This window comes from Arthrobacter sp. 10L430, assembly GCF_056395245.1.
In genome coordinates, this window is the sequence record NZ_JBFTJD010000029.1 from 14,270 (window position 1) to 38,042 (window position 23,773).

The window sequence follows — 23,773 nt, forward strand, 5'->3', positions numbered from 1 at the left end:
ATCGAACGAATGACCAGAACAGGCATGATGGGAGCCATGGCCAGAAAACCAGTAGCGCGCAGTGCCGTCCTCGACGCCTTTGAATCCCTCCTCATCGAGGTAGGCGAGCGAGCAGCAACCCTGGATGCCGTGGCCGGGCGCGCCGGGGTCTCCAAAGGGGGCCTGCTCTACCACTTCCCGAATAAGGAGGCCCTGATCGGGGTCTTGCTGGACCGCCTGGACGAGCATGCCGAGGCCGATGCCCGGGCCATGGCCACGGCGCCCGAAGGTGCGGCCGCCTACTTCATCAAATCCTCAGTGTGGGCAGACACCCCCCTCGACCGCGTCATTGTGGCGGCAACGCGGCTCGCAGAGGTGGCCCATCAGGAGACCCGGCGGCGTTTCGCCCATATTCAGCAGCGCTGGCTCGATGAGATCGCCAAGGATGTGGGGCCCGGGCTCGCGAAGGCGGTCCTGTACATGGGGGACGGCCTGTATTTCAATGCGATGCTGTCGATCGGGCCGGCCGCGACAGCTGCCGAGACGGCCGCCGACGTCGAGAGCCTGCTTGCCGCGCTGGAGCGGCTCCGGGGCTGACCGGCCGGTGCTGAAAGCGCCGGCGGCAATACCATCCGGCCGCTACGAGACAGTTTGCGGACGCGTTCCGGACATAGGAGAATAGCCTCTGTGGCTGTTGTCACCGCTAACTGAATATGCCTTTGATCTGCGGCGGGAGAGTTCTGCAAGTAGGTACAAGCAGGCGCCGTAGGAGCAAATCCTCCCCAGGAATCTCTCAGGCCCATGTACCGCCGCGGCAAGGCAACTCTGGAAAGTAGCAGGCTGTCCGTCTGGAGTCCCGGGATGATCCCGAACATCAGGACATGCTGTGCTCACCGACGGTGCAAGCGGGGCTGTGCGCAAACCACAGCAACGCGGAAACTCTCAGGTCCAATACAGAGCGGGGAGGAACCCGATCGATGTGGCGTACCCTGCGCCGCCTTAGTTATGGAGTTCCCTTGACTGTCAATTCAGCCTCCACGTCCTTCGTTGACCGGCATATCGGCGCCCGCCGTGAAGCCGACGTCGACGCCATGCTCAAGGCTGTCGGCTACGACACCGTTGATGCTCTGGTTGATACCGCAGTTCCCAACGACATCCGGCAGGATTCCCCGCTGGAGCTTGCCCCGGCCCTGAGCGAAGTTGAAACCCTCGCCGAGCTGCGCAAGCTTGCCGCGAAGAACAAGACGGCCGTGCAGATGATCGGCCAGGGCTACTACGACACCGTGACCCCGCCGGTGATCCGCCGCAACATCCTCGAAGCACCGGCCTGGTACACGGCCTATACGCCGTACCAGCCGGAAATCTCCCAGGGCCGCCTCGAGGCCCTGCTGAACTTCCAGACCATGGTGCAGGACCTCGTGGGGCTGCCCATCGCCAACGCTTCGCTGCTGGACGAAGCAACCGCCGTGGCCGAGGCCGTGCTGATGATGCGCAGGGCCAACAAGAACAAGGCCGCCCACGACGGCAAAACGGTGCTCGACGCCGACTGCCTGCCGCAGACCATCGCCATCGTCAAGGGCCGCGCCGAGGCCCTCGGCTTTGAGGTGGAGGTCGCCGACCTGTCCCAGGGCCTGCCTGACGGCGTCATTAACGGCGTTGTCCTCCAGCAGCCCGGGGTTTCCGGCCGCGTCTTCGACCACTCCGAGGTCATCGCTGCCGCCAAGGAGCGCGGTGCACTGGTGACGGTTGCCGCGGACCTCCTTTCACTGACGCTGATTACCCCTCCGGGCGAGCAGGGTGCGGACATCGCCGTCGGCTCGGCGCAGCGCCTCGGCGTGCCTCTGTTTTACGGCGGACCCCACGCCGCCTACATGGCAGTCCAGAAGGGCCTCGAGCGCTCGATGCCGGGCCGCCTCGTTGGTGTCTCCAAGGACTCTGCAGGAGTTCCGGCCTACCGCCTCGCACTGCAGACCCGGGAGCAGCACATCCGCCGCGAGAAGGCGACGTCCAACATCTGCACCGCGCAGGCCCTGCTGGCCATCGTCGCCTCGATGTACGCCGTGTACCACGGTCCGGACGGGCTGAAGGCGATTGCCGAAACCGCTCACCGCCACGCCAGGACCCTCGCCACCTCGCTGAAGGCTGCCGGGCTGGTCGTCCTCCACAACAGCTTCTTCGACACCGTGACCGTGTCTGTGCCGGGCAAGGCGGCGGACATCATCGCCGCGGCCGAGGCCAGGGGCATCAACCTCCGCAGCATCGACGCGGACACCGTGGGCATCTCCACCGATGAAACGACGACGGCGGCAATTGTCGAGGACGTCCTCGGCGCCTTCGGTGCCACGGCCGTTGAGGCGACGGACGCCTTTTCCCTGGACGCCGCCGTCGAACGCTCGTCCGAGTACCTGCAGCACCCGGTGTTCAACACCCACCGCTCCGAGACCCAGCTGCTGCGCTACGTGCGCCGGCTGTCCGACCGCGACCTCGCGCTGGACCGCACCATGATCCCGCTGGGTTCGTGCACCATGAAGCTGAACGCGACGGCCGAAATGGAAGCGATCTCCTGGCCGGAGTTCGCGTCCATCCACCCGTTTGCCCCGGATTCCCAGACCGAGGGCTGGCGCGAACTGATTGCAGATCTTGAAGCGCAGCTGACCGAGATCACGGGCTATGACCAGGTGTCCATCCAGCCCAACGCCGGTTCCCAGGGCGAGCTCGCGGGCCTGCTGGCCATCCGCGGCTACCACCGTTCACGCGGCGATGACCAGCGCAACATCTGCCTGATCCCGGCCTCCGCCCACGGCACCAACGCGGCCTCGGCCGTCCTGGCCGGCATGAAGGTTGTTGTTGTGGCCACGGCGGCAGATGGCACGATCGACCACGCCGACCTCAACGCCAAGATCGAGCTGCACAAGGACGCACTGTCCGCGATCATGATCACCTACCCGTCCACCCACGGCGTGTACGACGCCGATGTCCGGGAAGTCTGCGACGCCATACACGCAGCCGGCGGGCAGGTCTACATCGACGGCGCCAACCTCAACGCCCTCGTGGGGCTCGCCCAGCCGGGCAAATTCGGTGGCGACGTCTCGCACCTGAACCTGCACAAGACCTTCTGCATCCCGCACGGCGGCGGCGGCCCGGGCGTCGGTCCGGTCGCTGCCAAGGCCCACCTGGCGCCGTTCATGCCCGGCAACGCCGCGACCTGGACCGAAGGTAATGACGTGCCCATCTCCGCTTCGAACTACGGATCAGCAGGCGTCCTGCCGATCTCCTGGGCTTACGTGAAGCTCATGGGCGGCAGCGGCCTGACTGACGCCACCAAGTCCGCGCTGCTCGCCGCGAACTACATTGCGGCCCGCCTGAACGACTTCTTCCCGGTGCTTTACACGGGCGAGGGCGGGCTCGTGGCCCACGAGTGCATCCTGGACCTGCGCGAGCTCACCGCCAGGACCGGCGTCACGGCGGAGGACGTTGCCAAGCGCCTCATCGACTACGGCTTCCACGCGCCCACCCTGGCGTTCCCTGTTGCCGGCACGCTGATGGTGGAGCCCACGGAGTCCGAAGACCTGGGCGAAATCGACCGCTTCATCACGGCGATGATTGCCATCCGGGCTGAAATCGACCAGGTGGCCAACGGCGACTTCAGCGTGGCGGACAGCCCGCTGCGTAACTCCCCGCACACCGCCGCCGTCGTCATCAGCTCCGACTGGGCCCGCGAATACCCGCGCGAACAGGCGGTGTTCCCGGTGCACTCCCTCAAGCAGGACAAGTACTTCCCGCCCGTGGGCCGGATCGACGGCGCCCTGGGCGACCGCAACCTGATCTGCTCCTGCCCGCCGCTTTCCGAGTTTGAAAACTGAGGATCCGCCCATGTCTGAGAACTACACCGCCCTTTACGAAGAGCACAAGAAGCTCGGCGCCTCCTTCACCGACTTCGGCGGGTGGCAGATGCCGCTCAAATACAGCTCCGAGCTGGCCGAACACCGCGCCGTCCGCAGCGCGGCAGGCATCTTCGACCTCTCCCACATGGGTGAAGTCTGGGTCACCGGCCCGGACGCTGCAGCCTTTCTGGACTACGCGCTCGTCGGCAAGATTTCGGCGATGGCCGTCGGCAAGGCCAAGTACTCGCTGATCTGCAAGGAAGACGGCGGCATCATCGACGACCTCATCGTGTACCGCCGGCCCGCTACTGAGGACACCGCACAAGGCGGTACGGACAGGTTCCTGGTGGTGCCCAACGCCGGCAATGCCAAGGTGGTTGCCCAGGCCCTGGCTGAGCGTTCCGCCGGGTTCGACGCCGTGGTTGAGGATGTCTCCGCCGCCACGTCGCTGATCGCCGTCCAGGGTCCCAAGGCCGAGGAGATCCTCCTCCGCCTGGTTCCCGCCGCGCAGCACGAGCTCGTCACCGGCCTGAAGTACTACGCCGCCGTGGAAGTTCCTTTCCTGGTGGGCGGTGCGAGCCAGGAACTTCTGCTCGCCCGCACGGGCTACACCGGCGAGGACGGCTTCGAGATCTTCGTGGACAACGACGACGCCGCCGCCCTCTGGCAGGCCATCGTCGCCATTGCGGACGAAGGGGAGCTGACGCCTGCGGGACTCGCCTCCCGCGATTCGCTCCGCCTCGAAGCCGGGATGCCGCTGTACGGCAACGAGCTTTCCCTCGACGGCGACCCCTTCGCCGCCGGCCTGGGTCCCGTCGTCGCGCTGTCCAAGGATGGGGACTTCGTGGGTAAGGCGGCTCTGAGCGAGCTCAAGGCAGTCGGCGCCGGTTCCACCACTGGCCGCAAGCTGGTGGGCCTCAAGGGGCTCGGGCGCCGTGCCGGGCGCGGCCACTACCCGGTCCTCAAAGACGGCAACGTTGTCGGCGAAGTCACCTCCGGCCAGCCCAGCCCCACCCTCGGCTACCCGGTCGCGATGGCCTACGTCGACGTCGAGTTCACCGAACCCGGCACGGCCCTGGACATCGACCTGCGCGGCAAAACGGAGCCGTTCGAAGTCGTCGCACTGCCTTTCTACAAGCGCTCAAAGTAGGCCGCCCGCCCGGGTACCTCATCGGTACCCGGCCCCGGGGCTGGCCCCGTCGGGGCTGACATCCTCCGCGTGCTCGGTCGCGTAGACGCCCGCTGGGCGGACGTGACGCTCCCTTAGACGCACGCTTCCGGATGCCAGCCCCGAAGGGTGCCAGCAGCTCACCTTTTGAGACGCGCCGCCGCATCGGGACCAACGGGCACCGGCGCCTTCGAAAGCCAAAGGTGCTGGTGGATGGACCGCCTGCCGGGGGTTGGCTCTAGAAGATATCGAAGAGCGACGGTTTCTTTCGGAACTGACGTCTTTTCGAAAACTGTTGGCGTCCAGAACTGAAACCCGGCGGTCGGCGGGTGAGGGGATTCCGGAAGCGTGCGTCTAAGGGAGCGTCGCGTCCGCTCAGCGGGCGCCCTCGCGACCGAGCACGCGGAGGAATTCGCTCATCCGCCAGCCAACCCGGCCACCGCCAGTTTGTAACCCAGCCACAACTGATTTAGCACCAAGTTTTCAAAAGTAAAGGAAAAACACATGGCAAAAGTTGCCCGTGAACTGCAGTACTCCGACGAGCACGAGTGGGTTGCGCGCGAGGCCGGGAACGTTGTGTCCATCGGCATCTCCGCCGTGGCCACGGACGCCCTCGGCGACATCGTGTACGTGGACCTGCCCGAGGTTGGTTCCCCGGTGACGGCGGGGGAAACCTGCGGCGAGGTGGAGTCCACCAAGTCCGTTTCGGACCTGTACTCGCCGGTGACCGGCGAGGTCACGGAAATCAACACCGCCGTCGTCGACGATCCGGCCCTGATCAACAGTGATCCGTACGGCGCCGGCTGGCTGTTCAAGGTCGCCGCCGAATCGGAGGGCCCGCTGCTGTCGGCCGAGGAATACGCTTCAAAGAACGGCGGCGAGCTGTAAGCGCTTCGACCTCGCCGCGGCAAAAACCGCGTAGCGTGGATTAAAACAGCACGACGGCGGGCGGCCGCCACTAGCTGCCGCCCGCCGCCGTACTGACCGGCTGCAAGCCGCGACCCGCGGCCACTCAGTCATCCGGCAGGACCATCTGCCGGGCCACAGCAAGACCTAGTTAGGAACCGACAATGGCTGTTGGAGTCTTTGACCTCTTCTCCATCGGAATTGGCCCGTCCAGTTCGCACACGGTGGGCCCCATGCGTGCTGCCGCGGTGTTTGCAGAGGAGCTTAAGGCTTCCGGAGACCTTGGCCGGGTGGCGTCGTTGCGGGTGGACCTGTACGGTTCGCTGGCGGCCACGGGCCACGGCCACGGCACCATGACCGCGATCCTGCTCGGTCTCGAAGGTTTCCACCCGGAGAAGATCCTGCCTGACGAGGTCGAGGAACGGCTGGCGGCGATCGCCGAGACGGGCACGCTGCAGCTGGCCGGTTCCGTGCCGCTGCCCTACGGGGTGAAGGACATGGTCCTGCGTCCGCTGACGATCCTGCCTAGGCACACCAACGGCATGACCTTCACGGTGTCGGACGCGGACGGCGGGGTGCTGCACAGCGCCACCTTCTACTCGGTGGGCGGCGGCTTCATCGTCCGTGAGGGCGAGGAGGACGCGGCCCAGCAGGAGCTTGAGGAGTCTAAGAAGGAGCTTCCGCTGCCGTTCCGCACCGCCGCGGAACTGCTGGGCCGGTGCCAGTCCAAGGGACTCTCGATCGGCGAGATCATGCTGGTCAACGAGCGCGCGTCCCGCACCGAAGCTGAAATCCGCGAAGGGCTTCTTCACATCTACTCGGTGATGGAGGGCTGCGTGGAGACCAGCCTCAAGCGCGAGGGTCTCCTTCCGGGCGGGCTGAAGGTCCGCCGTCGTGCTCCCGACTGGCACGAGCGGCTCCTGAAGGAAAGCCGGGACCATGATCCCGACTACCGGGACCCGAAGTACTGGCAGGAATGGGTCAACCTGATTGCCCTGGCCGTGAACGAGGAAAACGCCTCGGGCGGCAGGGTGGTGACCGCGCCCACGAACGGTGCCGCGGGCATCATCCCCGCGGTGCTGTACTACGCGCTGCACTTCGCCCCGGGCATGGACAAGGCCACCCAGCAGGACCGCGACGACGTCGTGGTGAAGTTCCTGCTGACCGCCGGCGCCATCGGGGTGCTGTACAAGGAACAGGCGTCAATCTCCGGGGCGGAAGTGGGCTGCCAAGGCGAGGTGGGATCGGCGTCGTCGATGGCGGCCGCGGGCCTGGCCGAGGTCATGGGCGGCACGCCGGCGCAGGTGGAGAACGCCGCGGAAATCGCCATGGAGCACAACCTGGGCCTGACCTGCGACCCGATCGGCGGGCTCGTGCAGGTGCCCTGCATCGAGCGGAACGCAATCGCGGCAGCGAAGGCCATCAACGCCGCCAAGATGGCGCTCTGGGGCGACGGCTCGCACCGGGTGTCCCTCGACGAAGTGATCGTTACCATGCGGGAGACCGGCCGGGACATGAGCTCCAAATACAAGGAAACGGCCATGGGCGGACTCGCCGTCAACGTGGTGGAGTGCTGAGCCGTCAGTTGTTGACGGCTGCCCAGAGGTTCAGGCTCGCGGCGAAGACTACCCACGACAGGTAGGGCAACATCAGCAATCCGGCGGCGCGGCTGATCGGACCGAAGCACAGCACTGTCGCGGCCACAGCCAGGGCGAGGGCGAGGATGATCGCCAGTGCCAGCCAGAGCGCGGCCGTGCCCAGCGCCGGATAGAGACCGAAGAACACGGGCGTCCAGGCCAGGTTCAGGGCCAGCTGAACGCCGTACACCGTGAGCGCTGTCCGGGTTGCGGAGGTCTGAGTTCCGGTTGACCGGGCCGGGGGAGCCTGGCGGCGCCAGACGAGCCACGCGGCCACCGCCATGGCGGTGTAGAGCAGCGTCCACACGGGTCCGAACACCCAGTTCGGCGGGGACCACGGCGCCTTGCTGGCCGAGGCGTACCAGCCGTCGACGTTGTTGATGGTGGCCTGTGAACCGAGGAGGGCCACCAGCGCGGAGCCAGCCAGGAACAGCAGGAGCGCGGCCAGCTGGACGGCTGTTCCCCTGCGGCCGTGCGGATCGCGGCGCTCGGCGGCAACCGGTCCGTGGTCTTTCGTCGCCATGGTTCAACACTTGCCACGGGAAGAGCCAGAGTCAAGGGAGCCTTCGCCGGAGGATGCGGCCGCACCAGCCGCACGCGCCGCATCCGGGCAGCGCCGCACCGCTCGAGCACTCCACAGTGTCAGTCCCGGGTGCCACCATTGAGCTATGTTGAGCACTGGCGGCGGCGGATATGTTCCCGACTTTCTGCGGGTCTCTGTCGAACTGCCCGCCCCCGCCGGTTCCACCGTCCTCCTGGACTACACGCACTTCTCCATCCGGCTTCGAGCTGCGCGCAGGCTGGCCGTCGTGGCCGCCGTCAATATCAACGGGAGCGAACTCGTGCCGCTGGCCCGTGAGGGAATCTGGCATTTTGACACCAGGGTTCCGCGGAACGTGCAGGCCGGCCCCGAGGTTTACCAGAATAATGACCTGGACCGCGGGCATCTGGTCCGGCGCCTTGACCCCGTGTGGGGCGATGAAACCACGGCGCGGACGGCCAACCAGGACACGTTCACCTACTCCAACGCCGCTCCCCAGGCCTCGGACTTCAACCAGGGAGTGGAACTGTGGCGGGGCCTTGAGGACCATGTGCTCAACCACGCGGAACAGTACGACGCCAGGATCAGCGTTTTTACCGGCCCGGTCCTGGCAGATGACGATCTGCCGTACAGGGGAGTGCAGATACCCCGTAAATTCTGGAAAATCGCCGTCTGGACCATGGAGGGGCAGCTGGCCGCCGCGGGATTCCTGCTCGATCAGTCGCCCTTGCTGGGCAAGGAGGAGCTGGCCCGGGCCATCACGGAGCGGCTGCTGGCGGACGAGCCCCCGCCCCTTGGGCCCTTCCGGACCTTCCAGGTGCCTGTGCGGCAGATTTCAGCGTTGTCCGGAATGCCGCTCACGCAGCTGGAAGACGCCGACCGCTTCATTGCCGGTCCGGACGGGCCACGCCCGGACAGCAATGCGATGTTGCTCACGGACACGGCGCAAATACGGCTCTGAGCAGGGCGGCGCCCGGGTGTATCAAGCCCGCAGCCAGACACGGCGGATAGACTTGAGGCTGCCTCACCGGGCACCAGCTGCAGACACGTACGCGAAGATTGGACACGGCACACTTGCGAGAATTCACTGCCCGCTTTGCCTCCTCCGAGGAGGTCGCCAACTGGGATTCCCACGTCACCGCGAATCCGAACGGCGGAAACCTGCTGCAGTCGGAGGCCTTCGCCGACGTCAAACAGCACTTCGGCTGGAAACCCCTCCACCTCGTCTACGAAACAGCCGACTACACGAGCTACAACCTGGTCCTGGAAAAGACCTTTCCGGTGCTGGGTAAACTCTGGTACCTCATCAAGGGGCCCGACGTGGCCGACGTCGAGGATATTTCCGGTATCGCCAGGGCCAACGCGGACTTCGTCAAGAGGGCGCGGCTCGGCGTTTTCGCCATCAAGATCGAACCGGACATCGTGCTCACCGACTCAGCCCGTCAGGCCATCGAAGGGGCGGGGCTGGTCAAGACCCACAACCTGCAGCCCAACGACTCCACCGCGCTCCTGGATATTTCCCCCGAAGAGAACCAGCTGCTCCGGAACCTGCACTCACGCGGCCGCAACGCGGTACGCCGCGCCCTGCGTGAGGGCGTCGAGGTGCGGAACGTGGAGCCCACCGAGGAGAATTTCCGCGCCATGTACGGGCTGATGACCACGACGGTCGAGGCGAAGTCCCAGGTCCGGGTCCGGGAGTACGAGTACTACAGCCAGTTCTGGACCAATTTCATCAAGCGCGGCCAGGGCAGGCTGCTGTTCGTCTACGAGAACGGCGCGCCCTCAGTGGGCGCCTTCGTGATCAACTACGGCCGCAAGGGCACCTACAAGGACGGCGGTTCCCTCCAGAAACGCAGCCAGTACGGCGATTCGCACCTGGTGCAGTGGACAGCGATCAATCAGGTCAAGGAACTTGGCTGCACGGAATACGACTTCTGCGGCACCCCGCCGAGTGACAAGCTCAAGGATAAGTCCAACCCGTTCCACGGACTCGGCCTGTTCAAGACCAGCTTCAGCAAGACCGTCACCGACTTCGTGGGCTGCTACGACCAGGTCATTAGCCCACTGAAATACAGGGCGTGGATGGCCGCGGGCGAGCGGGTGGCGCGGCAGTTGTATACCCGCCGGACCGGACAGCAATTTTACTAAGACAGCCAATTATGCCCAGATCAGCGGCACTGCACGGAGGGAGGCCGGAATGACCAAACAACCCCGCGGAGCCAACAGGCCGCATACCGACGGACTGCCCAAGACGGAACCGCTCTCGCCTTCCCAGCTGCACCAGAATGCGGCGGCCAAGCGCATGCTCCGCCGGCTGGTCCAGGGGGAAAACCCGCCGACGGCGCCGCTGAGCATCGTGGACCGGCTCGCCGGGAGCCCCTACGCCAACCCGATGATCCAGGTCAGCGGCGTTGACACCTCGGCCCGCAAGACCATGGACTTCGCCCTGCACCTGGCCGAATCAATGTTCCGGTATGGGGCCGGTGCCCTCGAAGTGGAGACCAGCATCATCGCGGTCACTGCGGCGCTGGGCCTGAAGAACATCGAAGTGGACATCACCAACCAGTCGGTGGCCATCAACTACGCGCCCAAGGAACAGACGCCCATCGCCCTTCTGCGGGTGGTCCGCTCGTGGACCAACAACTACGCGGGGGTGGCCAAGGTACACCAGCTGGTGACCGACATCGTGGCAGGGGGCGTCGGCAGGGACGAGGCCATCCGCCGGCTCGACGAGATCATCCGCAGCCCCAAGCCCTTTCCCCGCTGGATGGTCACGGTGGCGTTCGGCGTCTTTTCCGCGGTGTTCGTCGGGGTGCTGGGCGGCGGACCGGGAGCGTCCGCCATTGCGTTCGCCTCGAACCTGCTGATCAGCCTTCTGGCACGGCAGCTGGGCCGGTGGCGGGTGCCCGACTTCTTCATCACGGCCGCCTGTTCCTTCGTGGTCACCTTCGTCGCGCTGCTCCTGTGGCGGTTCGGCCCCCTGGCAGGGATCCAGATCGCGCCGGCCATTGTGGTGGTGGGCGGCATCCTGCTGTTGCTGCCTACCGGGCGCCTTGTGTCTTCGGTCCAGGATGCGATCAATGGCTTCCCGGTCACGGCGGCCGGCCGGTTCCTGTCCACCATGCTGACGTTCGGCGCGCTTGTTGCCGGGATTGCCGTCGCGTTTGTGGTCGGTGACATGACCGGCATGGAGACGATCAATGTGACCGAGACGTTCCCTCCCGCGTATGTGCTGTGGGTACAGGTCGTCCTGGTGGCGATTGCCGTCGTGGCCATCGGCATCACTGAACAGACGGCCTGGAAGCTGCTGCTCCCGACGGCGGCCGTGGGCGTGGTGGGCCACCTCGTCCTTATCTGGGGAGAAGCCATCGGCATTGGTCCCCGTTTCGCCCCGGCGCTGGCAGCCGTGGTCATTGGGCTGCTGGCCCGCGTGGTGGCGCTGAAAATGGGCGCACCCCAGCTGGTGGTCGCCGTTCCGGCGGCACTGATTCTCCTGCCCGGGCTCACCATCTTCCGCTCGATGTATGTGCTGACGATTGAGGAATCGGAGATCCTGCTCGGTGCCGGCGGCATGCTCAACGCCGGGGCGATTGTGCTCGGCGTTGCCGGCGGGATTGTGCTCGGCGACACCTTGGCCAGGCCGCTGACCCGGAGCCTGGCGAGCAACGAACGACGGCGGGCACGGCGCCGCTAACGCCGCTAGATCTTCCCGATCGGCAGCTTTTTCTCGGCCTGGAAGTCGTCCTCCACCCGGCCCTTGGCCCAGTAGCCGGACAGAGACACCTGGCTGCGCTCCAGCCCCCGTTCCCGGAACAGCACCTCTCGCAGACCCTTCATGTAGCCCCGTTCGCCGTGCGCAAAGACATCCACCCGGCCGTCGGGCCACTGGGCATTCCGCACGGCGTTGACCAGCAGTTCGCTGCCCCCGGCGGGGACGCCTTCGCGTGGAAGCCAGACCAGCTGGAGGGCCGCGGGGGCGGCAATCGCCTGGATGTCGGCGTCGGACTCCACCTCCAGGAACGCGAGCCCGCGGGCGTCCGACGGCAGGGATTCGATGACGGCGGCCACCGCGGGCAGAGCCGCCTCGTCGCCGGCCAGCAGATGCCAGTCCGCCGCGGGATCCGGGTTGTAGCCGCCTCCCGGGCCGGTGAAGATGATGCTGTCGCCGGGCCGGGCGGAAGCGGCCCACGGACCTGCCAGCCCCTCGTCACCGTGGATGACGAAGTCGATGGCCAGTTCACGTGCAGCCTCGTCCACCCACCGGACCGTGTAGGTCCGGGTGTGTGGCCACTGCTCCCGCGGCATCGTTTCGCGGACGGCCCACAGATCCAGCGGCTCCGGATATTCCACGCCCGGCTGCGGGAAGGCAATCTTGACGTACCTGTCCACGAAGCCGTTGTTCACATAATCCGCGAACCCGTCGCCGCCCGCCACAATCCGCACCATGTGCGCGGAAAGCTGCTCGCGCCTGATGACGGTGAGGTTGATCTGGGGGCGGGATTTCCGCGTGGCGGACGTCGCGGCTGGAACAGAAGTCATGAAAGTAAGCCTAGGCTAAGTAGCCTGCCCGGCTGCATCGGGGCGTCACAGAACGGGCAGTTCCCAGTCAACTCCGCCGTCGCCCTGCTCCTGCAATAATCCGTTGGCCCGGCTGAAGGGCCTGGAGCCGAAAAACCCGCGGGATGCAGACAACGGGCTGGGGTGGACAGTGGCCACCACCGGGGTGTCGCCGAGCAGGGCGCGCAAGCCTTCGGCGTCCTTTCCCCAAAGCACAGCTACCAGCGGGAGCCTGCCGCCATCCGCCGTCCGGCGCGCAGCAACGGCGGTGACCGCCGCCGTCGTGATGGATTCCCAGCCTTTTCCGCGGTGTGAGCCGGCGGCGCCCCCGCGCACGCTCAGGACCCTGTTGAGCAGCAGCACGCCCTGGCCGGCCCACGCACCGAGGTCGCCGTGGACCCTTGCCGGAAGCCCCAGGTCCGATTCAAGTTCCTTGTAGATGTTCGCCAGGCTGCGGGGGATGGGCCGTGTCCGGCCGTCCACGGAGAAGGCCAGGCCCACTGCGTGGCCCGGCGTGGGGTACGGATCCTGGCCCACAATCAGCACCCGCACATCCGCCAGAGGCTGGCGGAAAGCCCTGAGGACGTTCGACGGCGTAGGCAGCACCGCATGCCCCGCCGCCACCTCACCGGCCAGGAAGGACAGCACCGACCTCAGCTCACCCTCCACCGCGGCCAGCGCCCCGGCCCAGTCAGGAGCCATAAGTTCAATCAGGGGCATCCCGGCCATCTCGGCGAAGCCAAGGGTCTCCGTCTCGGCTGCCCCCAGCTCAAACAGGGGTTCAGGTTCAGTCACAGCACCCATTCTCCCAGCAGCCGCCCGCTGCGCCACCCACGTCACACGGCGTAAATGACAACGCTGTTATTCGTCCGTAACATGGGTGGTGGACTTTTACCGGATTCAGCGAAGGAGGATGCAGTGGCGGAGCCGTTGCAGGACCATCTCGCAGAACAGCATGCGGCGCCGAACCCGCAGGCGGACCAGGCGCAGAACACCGGACCGCGGCGCGGTTCGCTGCTGGATGACTTCCAGTTGCGGGACTCGCCGCTGAGTGAGCGTGAGCAGCAGATGCTGGCGCTGGAACGGCAATGGTGGAAGTACGCCGGCGCCAAGGAACAGGCCATCCGCGAACTGTTCGACCTCTCAGCGACGCACTACTACCAGATCCTCAATGCACTGATCGATACCGAGACTGCGCTGGCCCACGACCCCATGCTGGTGAAGAGATTGCGTAGACTACGTACGTCACGTCAGCGGGCCCGCACTGCACGCCGCCTGGGGTCTGACGCGTAATCGTTAGTGCCGAACCGCCGGCAGAAGACCAACAAGGACGTCGCTTTACCATGACCAATTATGCTCGGGACGAATTCGACAGGGTCCCTGAAGCCTCTTCCCGGCAGGGCGTACACCGTGCCGTTTCGGCGCCGTCCCGCCCGCGTTTGTGGCCCATTCTGAGCGTGGGGATCGGCGCCCTTGCCGTCGGCCTCGTCGCGTTCCTCCTGCTGCCGCAACTTGGGTTCCAGGCCGCTGCTAGCCCGTCGTCAGCCAACGCCGCAGGCGCACCGTCGTCGACGCCGTCAGCGACTTCCTCAGCCAAGCCGTCCACGGAGGTGAAGGCGTCCGGCGCCTCGAACGCCGCTGCGCCGTCCGCCACCCCGTCATCATCGCCCTCTGCCACAGCTCCTGCAGCGGCCCAGGCTCTCGGGTCAACTGTGGACAAAACCCTCCCCGTTTCGGTCTACAACGGCACGCTGACGTCCGGACTCGCGGGCCGGGTGGGAGCCACGGTCCAGGCCGACGGCTGGGCCCTGGGCCAGGTGGCCAACTGGCAGGGCGCGCCTCAGCAGCAGTCGGTCATCTTCTACTCAGATGCGGCGCACAAGGCCAGCGCCGAGGCCATCGGGGCCCTGCTGAACATCACGACGTTCGTGGAAAGTGCAGAGTTCCAGACCCCCGTTGCCGTGGTGCTCGGCCCCGGATTCCAGTGACGATTTGGGTTACGCCTGAATAACTATTGCCGCCGGTTCCGGCTTTCTGCCTGCCTCCCGGCGGGCCCCAGTGGATAGAGTGATTTCAGGCTTCGAAGCGTAATTCACGGCACACGCTGAGGTGGGCCTTACGGAAGCAATCTGAAAGTGTGGAGATCATGGCATTGGGAACCGTGAAGTGGTTCAACGCTGAAAAGGGCTACGGCTTCATTACAGTTGACGGCTCGGGCGATGACGTCTTCGTGCACTGGTCTGCGATTCAGGGTGATGGCTACCGCGCGCTCGATGAGGGACAGCGCGTTGAACTTGAGGTCGGCGAAGGCGAAAAAGGCCCCCAGGCGGAAAGCGTCCGGCCCGCATAGTGGTGTTCCCCGCCGCCCGCAGCCTTGCCCCCGTGACAGCCCGACGGCGGACCGGCACCTGGACATCCGCCCGCGCCGCCGCCTGGGGTGCTGCAGCCGTTGTGGCGCTGAGTGCGTGCTCCGGATCAGCCGGAAATGCCCGGACAGCATCTGTCGAGGCCAGCGGCGACGGCACCTTGCGGATCGGCCTGATTCTGGACAACACCGGCGGCCAGGCGTTCCTGAACGGTGCGCAGCTGGCGGCCGCCAAACTCGCCATCCAGGAGATCAACGCCGCCGGCGGCCACAAGGGCAAGCCCGTGGAGCTGCTGCCGGAAAAGGTCAGCGCTGACACCGCCGCCCTGGCGCGGGAACTCGTGGACGCGAAAGCGGACGTGGTGATCGGCCCTACCGATTCGAGCCACGCTCCGGCCGCCATCGACGTGCTGTCCAAGGCCAAGGTGGCGCTCATTTCACCCGCCAACACTGCCTGGCAGCTGAATACCTACAAGAGCGGCGGATACTACTTCCGTACCGCGGCCGCCGACGTTGCGCAGGCAGCCGTGCTGGTGAAGCTGGCCAAGGACGGCGGCGCCAAGAGCATCGCTGTGGTCCACGAGGACGGCGCCTATGGCACGGAAGTGTCGACGGCCGTGGCCGCAGCCGCGAAGAGCGCAGGGCTGGATCCTGTGACAGTGGCTGGCTTCAAACCGGGCGACTCCCAGGAAGCGGCAGCGGCTGCCCGCGATGCCGCCCCGGACGCCGTCGTCGTGGTTGCCCGTGAAGATGCACAGGGCGCCATTGCCGAGCTCAACAATGCTGGGCTGTCAGGAAAGAAGCTAGTCCTGGCCGACGGCGCCTTCAAGCAGTACGGTTCGGACCTTGCCTCCAAGGCGCTGGACGGGGCCCACGGGATCGTCCCCGGAGTCTTCCCCTCCGCGCACCTGCAGGGTGAACTCGTGGCGGTGGACGCAGGCCTCAAGGACATGACCTACGCCGCGGAAACCTACGACGCGGTGAACCTTGCGGCCCTTGCCGCTGCCGCCGCCGATGACGACGCCGGTGCGTCGGTGGCCGCGAAGCTGATCTCCGTCTCGGGAGGCGCCTCCGTCGCGGCAACACAACCCGCCGGCAAGCCGTCCGCATGCAGGACGTACAAGGATTGCCTCGCCGCTGTCAAAGCCGGAACCGCGGTTGACTACGACGGCGAGTCGGGGCCGGTCCGGTTCGATGCGGACGGCGAGGTCACAGTGGCCAACTACATGGTGTTCACCTACGGCGCTGATAACAAGGCGAAACTCACCGGGAGTGAAACGGCCAGCCGGACCGCCGATTAATCGCTGGGAGCGAAGCGGGCACGCAAGCTCCCGGAATTTCGCGCCTACTGCTTGCACTCTCCCCGGGGGAGTGCTAATTATTGATTAGCACTCCTGCGTATCGACTGCTAAGGCATCGCCCGGTTTAGGCCGTCAGCGAGGCCGGCGGCCGTGCATGGAGCGAAAGAAACACCTGGTTGGGGTGAGATCCGTACTGCCGGCATACAGAGGCCTGCAGGAAAGATCGTCCGTCGCGGGCACCGCAGCGAGGTTCATTCTTAACGACTGTCCCGAAAGGACTACTGCCGTTATGGCCAAGATCATTGCATTTGATGAAGAGGCACGCCGCGGTCTTGAGCGGGGTCTGAACATCCTCGCCGACGCCGTCAAGGTCACCCTCGGCCCGCGTGGACGCAACGTCGTCCTCGAAAAGAAGTGGGGCGCCCCCACGATCACCAACGATGGTGTTTCCATCGCCAAGGAGATCGAGCTGGACGATCCTTACGAGAAGATCGGCGCCGAGCTGGTCAAGGAAGTTGCCAAGAAGACGGATGACGTCGCTGGCGACGGCACCACCACGGCTACCGTGCTGGCACAGGCACTGGTCAAGGAAGGCCTGCGCAACGTCGCGGCCGGCGCTGACCCGCTGTCCCTCAAGCGCGGCATCGAGAAGGCAGTTGAAGCGGTAACCCGCGAACTGCTGGACAACGCCAAGGAAATCGAAACCAAGGAAGAGATCGCCGCTACGGCCTCCATCTCCGCCGGTGACGATGAAATCGGTGCTCTCATTGCCGAGGCCCTGGACAAGGTCGGCAAGGAAGGTGTCATCACCGTCGAGGAGTCCAACACCTTCGGCCTGGAGCTGGAGCTCACCGAAGGCATGCGCTTCGACAAGGGCTACATCTCCGCGTACTTCGTCACGGACACCGAACGCCAGGAAACGGTCCTGGAGGACCCCTACATCCTGATCGTCAACTCCAAGATCTCCAACGTCAAGGAACTGGTTGCTGTCCTCGAAAAGGTCATGCAGTCCAGCAAGCCGCTGCTGATCATCGCCGAAGACATCGAGGGCGAGGCTCTGGCCACGCTGATCGTCAACAAGATCCGCGGCACGTTCAAGTCCGTCGCCGTCAAGGCTCCGGGCTTCGGTGACCGCCGCAAGGCGCAGCTCGCCGACATCGCCATCCTCACCGGTGGCCAGGTCATCGCCGAGGAAGTCGGCCTGAAGCTGGAGACCGCTGGCCTCGAGCTCCTGGGCCGCGCCCGCAAGGTTGTTGTCACCAAGGACGAGACCACCATCGTCGAAGGTGCCGGCGACGCCGACCAGATCGCCGGACGCGTCTCCCAGATCCGTGCCGAGATCGAAAACTCCGATTCGGACTACGACCGCGAGAAGCTGCAGGAGCGCCTGGCCAAGCTGGCCGGCGGCGTTGCAGTCATCAAGGCCGGTGCCGCAACCGAGGTTGAGCTCAAGGAACGCAAGCACCGCATCGAGGACGCCGTCCGCAACGCGAAGGCTGCTGTTGAAGAGGGCATCGTGGCCGGCGGTGGCGTTGCGCTCATCCAGGCAGGCCTCAAGGCATTCGCCAACCTGAACCTGACCGGCGACGAAGCAACCGGTGCGAACATCGTCCGCGTTGCCATCGACGCTCCGCTGAAGCAGATCGCCTTCAACGCAGGCCTTGAGCCCGGCGTTGTGGTCGACAAGGTCCGCGGCCTGCCCGCAGGCCACGGCCTGAACGCTGCAACCGGCGAGTACGTCGACCTGCTGGCTGCCGGCATCAACGACCCGGTCAAGGTAACCCGCTCTGCCCTGCAGAACGCGGCTTCGATTGCCGGCCTGTTCCTCACCACCGAGGCAGTAGTAGCCGACAAGCCGGAGAAGAACGCTCCGGCCATGGGCGGCGGCGACGACATGGGCGGCATGGGCGGTTTCTAACCCCCGGCCTTCCTATCGCTGAATAACGCGTAAGAGCAGCGGCGGCCCCACCTTCGGGTGGGGCGATTGCTGGCGCGCCGGAGGGTGGCCGCACGGAACGAACAACCAGGGCGAGCTGATGGCTGTGCTGGACCTGTTCCGCGCTACGGCCCACATTCCCCAGGAGGACCTCCGGATCCTGTGCGACAGCCAGTACGTCATCAACTCGGTGACCAAATGGATGCCGGGCTGGAAGCGCAAGGGATGGCGCAAGGCCGACGGCAAGCCGGTGCTGAACGTGGACCTCCTGAAGGAGATCGACAAGGAACTGGCAGGGCGGAAGTACACCTTCGAATGGGTCAAGGGCCACGCCGGCCATGACCTGAACGAAGCGGCCGACGAGCGTGCCCGGGCCGTGGCCGTGGCCTTCCAGCAGGGAGTGGCCGCACGCTCCGGGCCCGGCTTCCGCGGAGCGCCGGCGCTCGGCGCAGAGGAGGCCCGGGCAGGCGCCCAGCCGAACGCCCGGGCCGGCACCGACGGGCCCGCCAGCACGGAACCGGCCAGCACGGAACCGGACCGCACGCGTCCGGACCGCACGCGTCCGGACCGCACCGGACCGGACGAGGCCGACGAACTGGACCTTTTCGGCGGCCAGGACATCTCAGGACCGGACCTCCGCAGGCAAGCCCGCGGCGACGTGGCTGGCATGGGTCTGTCCGCCGCCAGCGAGCCGGATCTCTTCAGTGAACTGGGTGCGGATGCCTTTGCCGCGGCCCCCGGCAGCCCCAGCCCGGAGGAATCCGTGGAGGCGCTTGAGCGCGAACTCCTCCGCCCGGATGTGCGCAGCGACATCGGGCGGACCGGCGTGCTTCTGCATCCGGAGTTCACGGAGATCGGCAGCTCCGGCCGGATCTGGACCCGCGATGCCATGATGATGTCGCTCGAGGAAAGCCCGGGCGGTCCGACCGAGCTGGAGGTGATTAGTGCCGACCGGATCGGCGCGGACGCCATCCTGCTCACCTACCGGAGCCACTCCCGCGCCGGCGCGGACCTCCGCAGCTCCTTGTGGGTCCTCGACGGCGGACAATGGCGCCTCCGCTTCCACCAGGGCACCCCGGAGGCCTGACGGGTCCACGACGACCTGCCACGCCCTGACGGGCGTCTCAGCTGAAGCGCTGGGCGTTGCCCTGTTCGGCCTGGGCATAGGTGGCGGCAGCGGACGAGAGCGCGAGGTTGATCGACGCCAAGGACGCCTCCACCTTTCCCTGCGTCAGGGTCCACTCGGTGACGAGCGCCTGGAAGTTCGTGGCGGCCGAACCGCGCCACGTGGCCTGGAGTTCATCCAGGCCACGCTTCATCGCCTGGACGTCGGCGCTGATGCGGTCAACTGTCGCTTTCACGTTGGCTGACTTCACCTGGAGGAGTTCAGTATCGACGGAAATGATGCTCATGGCTGTGGCCTCTCGACGTGCGCGGAACCGGGGTCCGCGGACCGGTATTGGAAGAAGCAGCCGGTCTCCCGGTCCGCTGAGTCGAGCCTACGAACATGACGGCAGCCCGCACCACAGCCGGTTCCTATATGTGGATAACCTGCCCGTCGTCCTGGCTGCCGCGGTCCTGCCCGTCGTTATGGCTGCCCAGGTCCTCGCTGGCTCCGTCCCCGCGGTGGCCGTCCTCTGAGTCATCCCGGAGCGGGAGGCTGACCGCCAGGGTTGCGCCGCCGCCGTCGGTGGTTTCCACCCGCACGGAGCCGCCGTGCGAACCGATGATGGCCGCCACGATGGCAAGGCCAAGGCCGCTTCCGCCGGTTTCCCGCGTGCGTGAGGTGTCTGACCGGTAGAAGCGCTCGAAGACCTTCGGCGCTTCGCTTTCAGGAATACCGGGTCCGTGGTCCCGGACTTCGAGGACAGACAGCGGCGCACCGTCCTCGTCATTTCGCACGCCCACGGCAAGCTCTATCGGCGTTCCCTCGGGCGTGTACCGCAGTGCATTTCCCACCAGGTTGCCCACCACCTGGCGGAGCTTCAACTCGTCGCCGAGCACGGGTGCCGGCGCGGCGTTTCCGCCGTCGAGCCCGGTCAGGGTGATCGTGCGGTCCCGGTCGCTCGCCTGCGTGTCCACCACGGCATCGTGGGCGATGAGCTGCAGGTCAACGGGCTTCTCCTGCAGGGGCCGCTGCTCGTCCAGCCGGGCAAGCAGGAGCAGGTCCTCCACCATGGAGCCCATCCGTTTGGCTTCGCTCTCGATCCTGCCCATGGCAGTCGACACGTCCTCGTCAGTTTGCAGCGCCCCGTGCCGGTAGAGCTCGGAATAGCCCCTGATGGTCACCAGCGGAGTGCGCAGCTCATGGGAAGCATCCGCCGCGAAGCGCCGCATCCGGTCCTCGGATGCCATCCGGGCGGCAAAGGCGGCCTCGATGTGGGCCAGCATGGCATTCAGCGAACGTCCGAGGCGGCCCACCTCCGTGGCCGGATTACCCACGGCCACACGGCGCGACAAGTCACCGGCCGCGATCGCGGCGGCAGTTTTCTCCACCCGGGCGAGTGGCCTGAACGACCTGGTTACCATCCAGGACGCGATGAAGAAGGCGAGGATCAGGGTCAACAGGCCAACGCCCACCACGACCAGCGTGGCATGGCGCAGCACTTCGTCCACCGGCGAAAGCGGCAGCCCCACAACCACCACTGCCCTCTGCTGGTTGCTGTCCAGGATGCTGACGGCGACCACGCGCCAGTTTGCACCGTCCGTACCGCGGACCTGGTACGGCTTGAACCCCCGCAGCCGGGCCTCATCAATTGTGATGTGGTCGATGTCCGGGCGGTCCTGAGTCTTTCCATCGAGGTTGCGCCCAGCTGCCCCCGGATAGTAGACCGTGACCGTGTAATCGGTGGGGATCACCGGGTTGGGCACAATGAGCTGGCTGAAGGACCGCTGCTGCTCGGCGGACTCGACGGCGGCCCGGAGCTTGTCGTCCACCTGGCCCTCAAGAAAGCTGCGCAACAACGTCAGTGTGCCGACTCCGGTCACGGCGAGTGCCACCAGCATGAGTGCCATCATGATGGCCACCAGCTGGGACCGGAGGGTGGCGGACTTCCAACGTTCGAGCAAGATCAGCGCTTTTCTGCTGTCCGGAGCACGTACCCCACACCCCGCTTGGTCTGGATGAGGGCCGGGGCTTCGGGATCGATGTCCACCTTGCGGCGCAGGTACGAGATGTAGGACTCCACGATCGAGGCATCGCCGTTGAAGTCGTATTCCCAGACGTGGTCCAGGATCTGTGCCTTGGAGAGCACCCGGTTCGGATTGAGCATCAGGTACCGCAAAAGCTTGAACTCGGTGGGGGACAGCTCAATCACCGTCCCGCCGCGGCGCACCTCGTGGGCGTCGTCGTCGAGCTCGAGGTCGTCCACGCGGATGACAGCTTCGTCGTCGTCGAGCATCGGCTGGGTGCGGCGGAGCACTGCACGGATCCGGGCCACCACTTCGTCGAGGCTGAACGGCTTGGTGACGTAGTCGTCACCGCCCACCGTGAGTCCGGTGACTTTGTCCTCGGTGTCGTCTTTGGCGGTGAGGAACAGGACCGGGAAATGTTTGCCCGCGGCGCGGAGCCGGCGCGTCACGGTGAACCCGTCCATATCCGGAAGCATCACATCGAGCACCGCAAGGTCGGGGGTATGGGCTTCTGCTGCGGCCAGGGCGTCGCGCCCGTTGCCCGCAGACACCACCTCAAACCCTGCGAAGCGCAGCGACGTGGACAGCAGCTCGCGGATGTTCGGTTCATCATCGACCACGAGGAGCTTTGCTTCGGCACCGTTCTTTTTCATATCTCCCATGATGCTCCCAGAAACTGGGAGTTTTCTGAATGAAAGTTGTGTGTTGGTTGTGGCTACCCCACCGCGCCCGCGTCCTTCGCGTCCATGATCCGGTAGGCATAGCCCTGTTCGGCCAGAAACCGCTGGCGTTTGGCGGCGAAGTCCTGGTCCAGGGTGTCCCTGGCCACCAGCGAATAGAAACGCGCCGCCCTGCCGTCCTGCTTGGGGCGCAGCAGCCGGCCGAGCCGCTGGGCCTCCTCCTGCCGCGACCCGAAGGAACCGGAGACCTGGATGGCCACTGACGCCTCCGGGAGATCGATGGAAAAGTTGGCCACCTTGGAGACCACGAGCGTCTGGACGTCGCCCGCGCGGAAAGCCGCGAAGAGCTTCTGGCGCTCCTTGACGGATGTCTCGCCCTTGATGACCGGAGCGCCCAGGCGCTCGCCGAGCTCATCCAGCTGGTCGATGTACTGGCCGATCACCAGCACCTGCTCGCCGCGGTGCTTTTCCACCAGCTGCTCCGCCACCTGGGTCTTGGTTTCGGACGTGGCGCACAGCCGGTACTTGTCGGCGTCGTCGGCCATGGCGTAGGCGACGCGTTCATCGCGGGGAAGGTCCACGCGGACCTCGACGCAGTCCGCCGGGGCAATATAGCCTTGGGCCTCGATGTCCTTCCACGGCGCGTCATAGCGCTTGGGGCCGATGAGGCTGAACACCTCGCCTTCACGGCCGTCCTCACGCACCAGCGTGGCAGTCAGCCCCAGGCGGCGGCGGGCCTGGAGGTCGGCCGTCATCCGGAAGATCGGTGCAGGGAGCAGATGCACTTCGTCGTAAATGATCAGACCCCAGTCGTGGCCGTCCACAAGCTCCAGATGCGGATAGAGGCCTCCACGCTTCGTCGTAAGCACCTGGTACGTGGCGATCGTGACTGGCCGCACTTCCTTGACCGCCCCCGAATACTCGCCGATTTCATCTTCCGTGAGCGAGGTCCGCTTGAGGAGTTCGTCCTTCCACTGCCTCGCGGAGACGGTGTTGGTGACGAGGATGAGGGTGGTGGTGGAGCTCGTGGCCATCGCCGCGGCGCCCACCAGGGTTTTGCCGGCACCGCAGGGGAGCACCACAACACCGCTGCCGCCGGCCCAGAAGTTCTCCGCCGCCAGTTGCTGGTACGGCCGCAGCTTCCAACCGGACTCGTTGAGCATGATGGGGTGGGGCGTGCCGTCGACGTACCCCGCCAGGTCCTCCGCCGGCCAGCCGATCTTAAGCAGGAGCTGTTTCAGCTGGCCGCGCTGCGAGGAGTGGACCACTACGGTCTCGCCGTCAATGCGCGGACCCAGCAGCGGCTGGATCTTCTTGGCCCGGCTGACCTCCTCGAGCACCGGGTAGTCACTGGTGCGCATCACCAGCCCGTGTTGCGGATCCTTCTCAAGCCGGAGCCGGCCGTAGCGGGACATGGTTTCTTCGATGTCGATCAGGAGCGAGTGCGGCACCGGGAAGCGGGAGTACTTGAGCAGGGTGTCCAGCACCTTCTCGGCATCCAGCCCCGCAGCCCGTGCGTTCCAAAGTCCCAGCGGGGTCAGCCGGTAGCTGTGCATGTGCTCCGGCGCGCGCTCCAGCTCGGCAAAGGCCGCGATGGCGTGCCTGGCCTCGGTGGCCTGCTCGTGATCCACTTCGAGGAGGATGGTTTTGTCGCTTTGGACAATCAGCGGGCCGTCATTCATGCGGC

21 protein-coding genes and 1 riboswitch are annotated in these 23,773 nt (G+C 66.0%); of the genes, 14 read left to right on the top strand and 7 right to left on the bottom strand.

The window, feature by feature from the left end; translation table 11 throughout:
* Positions 1 to 36: 36 nt before the first annotated feature.
* The 5 genes from AC1DDG_RS18890 (at position 37) to AC1DDG_RS18910 (ending at position 7,514) form a co-directional block, all read left to right on the top strand.
* Positions 37 to 576 (top strand): TetR/AcrR family transcriptional regulator, encoded by a 540-nt coding sequence (locus AC1DDG_RS18890; protein ID WP_476877310.1) that lies wholly within the window; start codon positions 37 to 39, stop codon positions 574 to 576.
* 123 nt (positions 577 to 699) lie between these two features.
* A riboswitch (glycine riboswitch) is annotated at positions 700 to 798 on the top strand.
* Positions 799 to 995: 197 nt separating this feature from the next.
* Positions 996 to 3,842, top strand: a complete 2,847-nt coding sequence (gene gcvP / locus AC1DDG_RS18895; RefSeq protein WP_476877266.1) for an aminomethyl-transferring glycine dehydrogenase — start codon at positions 996 to 998, stop codon at positions 3,840 to 3,842.
* A 10-nt stretch (positions 3,843 to 3,852) separates the two neighbouring features.
* The gene (gcvT, locus tag AC1DDG_RS18900; RefSeq protein WP_476877267.1) at positions 3,853 to 5,013 is read left to right on the top strand and encodes a glycine cleavage system aminomethyltransferase GcvT; all 1,161 of its coding nucleotides are present in this window, start codon (positions 3,853 to 3,855) and stop codon (positions 5,011 to 5,013) included.
* A 522-nt stretch (positions 5,014 to 5,535) separates the two neighbouring features.
* Positions 5,536 to 5,919, top strand: coding sequence for a glycine cleavage system protein GcvH (gene gcvH / locus AC1DDG_RS18905; RefSeq protein ID WP_476877268.1), 384 nt, complete (start codon positions 5,536 to 5,538; stop codon positions 5,917 to 5,919).
* 182 nt (positions 5,920 to 6,101) lie between these two features.
* Complete coding sequence (locus AC1DDG_RS18910; RefSeq protein ID WP_476877269.1) at positions 6,102 to 7,514, top strand: L-serine ammonia-lyase; 1,413 nt, start codon at positions 6,102 to 6,104, stop codon at positions 7,512 to 7,514.
* 4 nt (positions 7,515 to 7,518) lie between these two features.
* On the opposite strand, the gene AC1DDG_RS18915 is transcribed toward AC1DDG_RS18910, so the two are convergent.
* Positions 7,519 to 8,097: a TspO/MBR family protein gene (locus AC1DDG_RS18915; protein WP_476877270.1), complete on the bottom strand. Its 579-nt coding sequence runs from the start codon at positions 8,095 to 8,097 to the stop codon at positions 7,519 to 7,521.
* Positions 8,098 to 8,242: 145 nt separating this feature from the next.
* Between AC1DDG_RS18915 and AC1DDG_RS18920 the strand changes: the two genes are divergently transcribed.
* The 3 genes from AC1DDG_RS18920 (at position 8,243) to AC1DDG_RS18930 (ending at position 11,809) form a co-directional block, all read left to right on the top strand.
* On the top strand, positions 8,243 to 9,076 hold the full coding sequence (locus AC1DDG_RS18920; protein ID WP_476877271.1) for a DNA/RNA non-specific endonuclease: 834 nt from the start codon (positions 8,243 to 8,245) through the stop codon (positions 9,074 to 9,076).
* A gap of 113 nt (positions 9,077 to 9,189) precedes the next feature.
* Entirely contained in the window at positions 9,190 to 10,263 is a 1,074-nt protein-coding gene (locus tag AC1DDG_RS18925; protein ID WP_476877272.1) for a lipid II:glycine glycyltransferase FemX, read from the top strand.
* 49 nt (positions 10,264 to 10,312) lie between these two features.
* Complete coding sequence (locus AC1DDG_RS18930; protein WP_476877273.1) at positions 10,313 to 11,809, top strand: threonine/serine exporter family protein; 1,497 nt, start codon at positions 10,313 to 10,315, stop codon at positions 11,807 to 11,809.
* 5 nt (positions 11,810 to 11,814) lie between these two features.
* Here AC1DDG_RS18930 and AC1DDG_RS18935 read toward each other — a convergent pair whose 3' ends face one another.
* A complete protein-coding gene (locus AC1DDG_RS18935) occupies positions 11,815 to 12,654 on the bottom strand; it encodes a siderophore-interacting protein (protein WP_476877274.1) in 840 nt (279 codons plus the stop codon).
* A gap of 45 nt (positions 12,655 to 12,699) precedes the next feature.
* Complete coding sequence (locus tag AC1DDG_RS18940) at positions 12,700 to 13,476, bottom strand: uracil-DNA glycosylase (protein WP_476877275.1); 777 nt, start codon at positions 13,474 to 13,476, stop codon at positions 12,700 to 12,702.
* A gap of 114 nt (positions 13,477 to 13,590) precedes the next feature.
* On the opposite strand from AC1DDG_RS18940, the gene AC1DDG_RS18945 reads away from it, so the two are divergent.
* From AC1DDG_RS18945 to AC1DDG_RS18970, 6 genes are all read left to right on the top strand, one after another.
* Entirely contained in the window at positions 13,591 to 13,965 is a 375-nt protein-coding gene (locus tag AC1DDG_RS18945; protein WP_476877276.1) for a DUF3263 domain-containing protein, read from the top strand.
* 50 nt (positions 13,966 to 14,015) lie between these two features.
* A complete protein-coding gene (locus AC1DDG_RS18950) occupies positions 14,016 to 14,660 on the top strand; it encodes a LytR C-terminal domain-containing protein (RefSeq protein ID WP_476877277.1) in 645 nt (214 codons plus the stop codon).
* A gap of 158 nt (positions 14,661 to 14,818) precedes the next feature.
* Entirely contained in the window at positions 14,819 to 15,022 is a 204-nt protein-coding gene (locus tag AC1DDG_RS18955) for a cold-shock protein (protein ID WP_230117918.1), read from the top strand.
* A 32-nt stretch (positions 15,023 to 15,054) separates the two neighbouring features.
* Positions 15,055 to 16,338: an ABC transporter substrate-binding protein gene (locus AC1DDG_RS18960; RefSeq protein WP_476877278.1), complete on the top strand. Its 1,284-nt coding sequence runs from the start codon at positions 15,055 to 15,057 to the stop codon at positions 16,336 to 16,338.
* Between the two features lie 289 nt (positions 16,339 to 16,627).
* Positions 16,628 to 18,256, top strand: a complete 1,629-nt coding sequence (gene groL, locus AC1DDG_RS18965; protein ID WP_230117920.1) for a chaperonin GroEL — start codon at positions 16,628 to 16,630, stop codon at positions 18,254 to 18,256.
* 118 nt (positions 18,257 to 18,374) lie between these two features.
* The gene (locus tag AC1DDG_RS18970; protein WP_476877279.1) at positions 18,375 to 19,361 is read left to right on the top strand and encodes an RNase H family protein; all 987 of its coding nucleotides are present in this window, start codon (positions 18,375 to 18,377) and stop codon (positions 19,359 to 19,361) included.
* A 37-nt stretch (positions 19,362 to 19,398) separates the two neighbouring features.
* Here AC1DDG_RS18970 and AC1DDG_RS18975 read toward each other — a convergent pair whose 3' ends face one another.
* From AC1DDG_RS18975 to AC1DDG_RS18990, 4 genes are all read right to left on the bottom strand, one after another.
* Entirely contained in the window at positions 19,399 to 19,686 is a 288-nt protein-coding gene (locus AC1DDG_RS18975; protein WP_230117922.1) for a WXG100 family type VII secretion target, read from the bottom strand.
* A 124-nt stretch (positions 19,687 to 19,810) separates the two neighbouring features.
* Complete coding sequence (locus AC1DDG_RS18980; protein ID WP_476877280.1) at positions 19,811 to 21,343, bottom strand: sensor histidine kinase; 1,533 nt, start codon at positions 21,341 to 21,343, stop codon at positions 19,811 to 19,813.
* Positions 21,344 to 21,345: 2 nt separating this feature from the next.
* A complete protein-coding gene (locus AC1DDG_RS18985; protein WP_230117991.1) occupies positions 21,346 to 22,059 on the bottom strand; it encodes a response regulator transcription factor in 714 nt (237 codons plus the stop codon).
* Positions 22,060 to 22,121: 62 nt separating this feature from the next.
* The gene (locus AC1DDG_RS18990; protein ID WP_230117924.1) at positions 22,122 to 23,768 is read right to left on the bottom strand and encodes a DNA repair helicase XPB; all 1,647 of its coding nucleotides are present in this window, start codon (positions 23,766 to 23,768) and stop codon (positions 22,122 to 22,124) included.
* Positions 23,769 to 23,773: the final 5 nt, after the last annotated feature.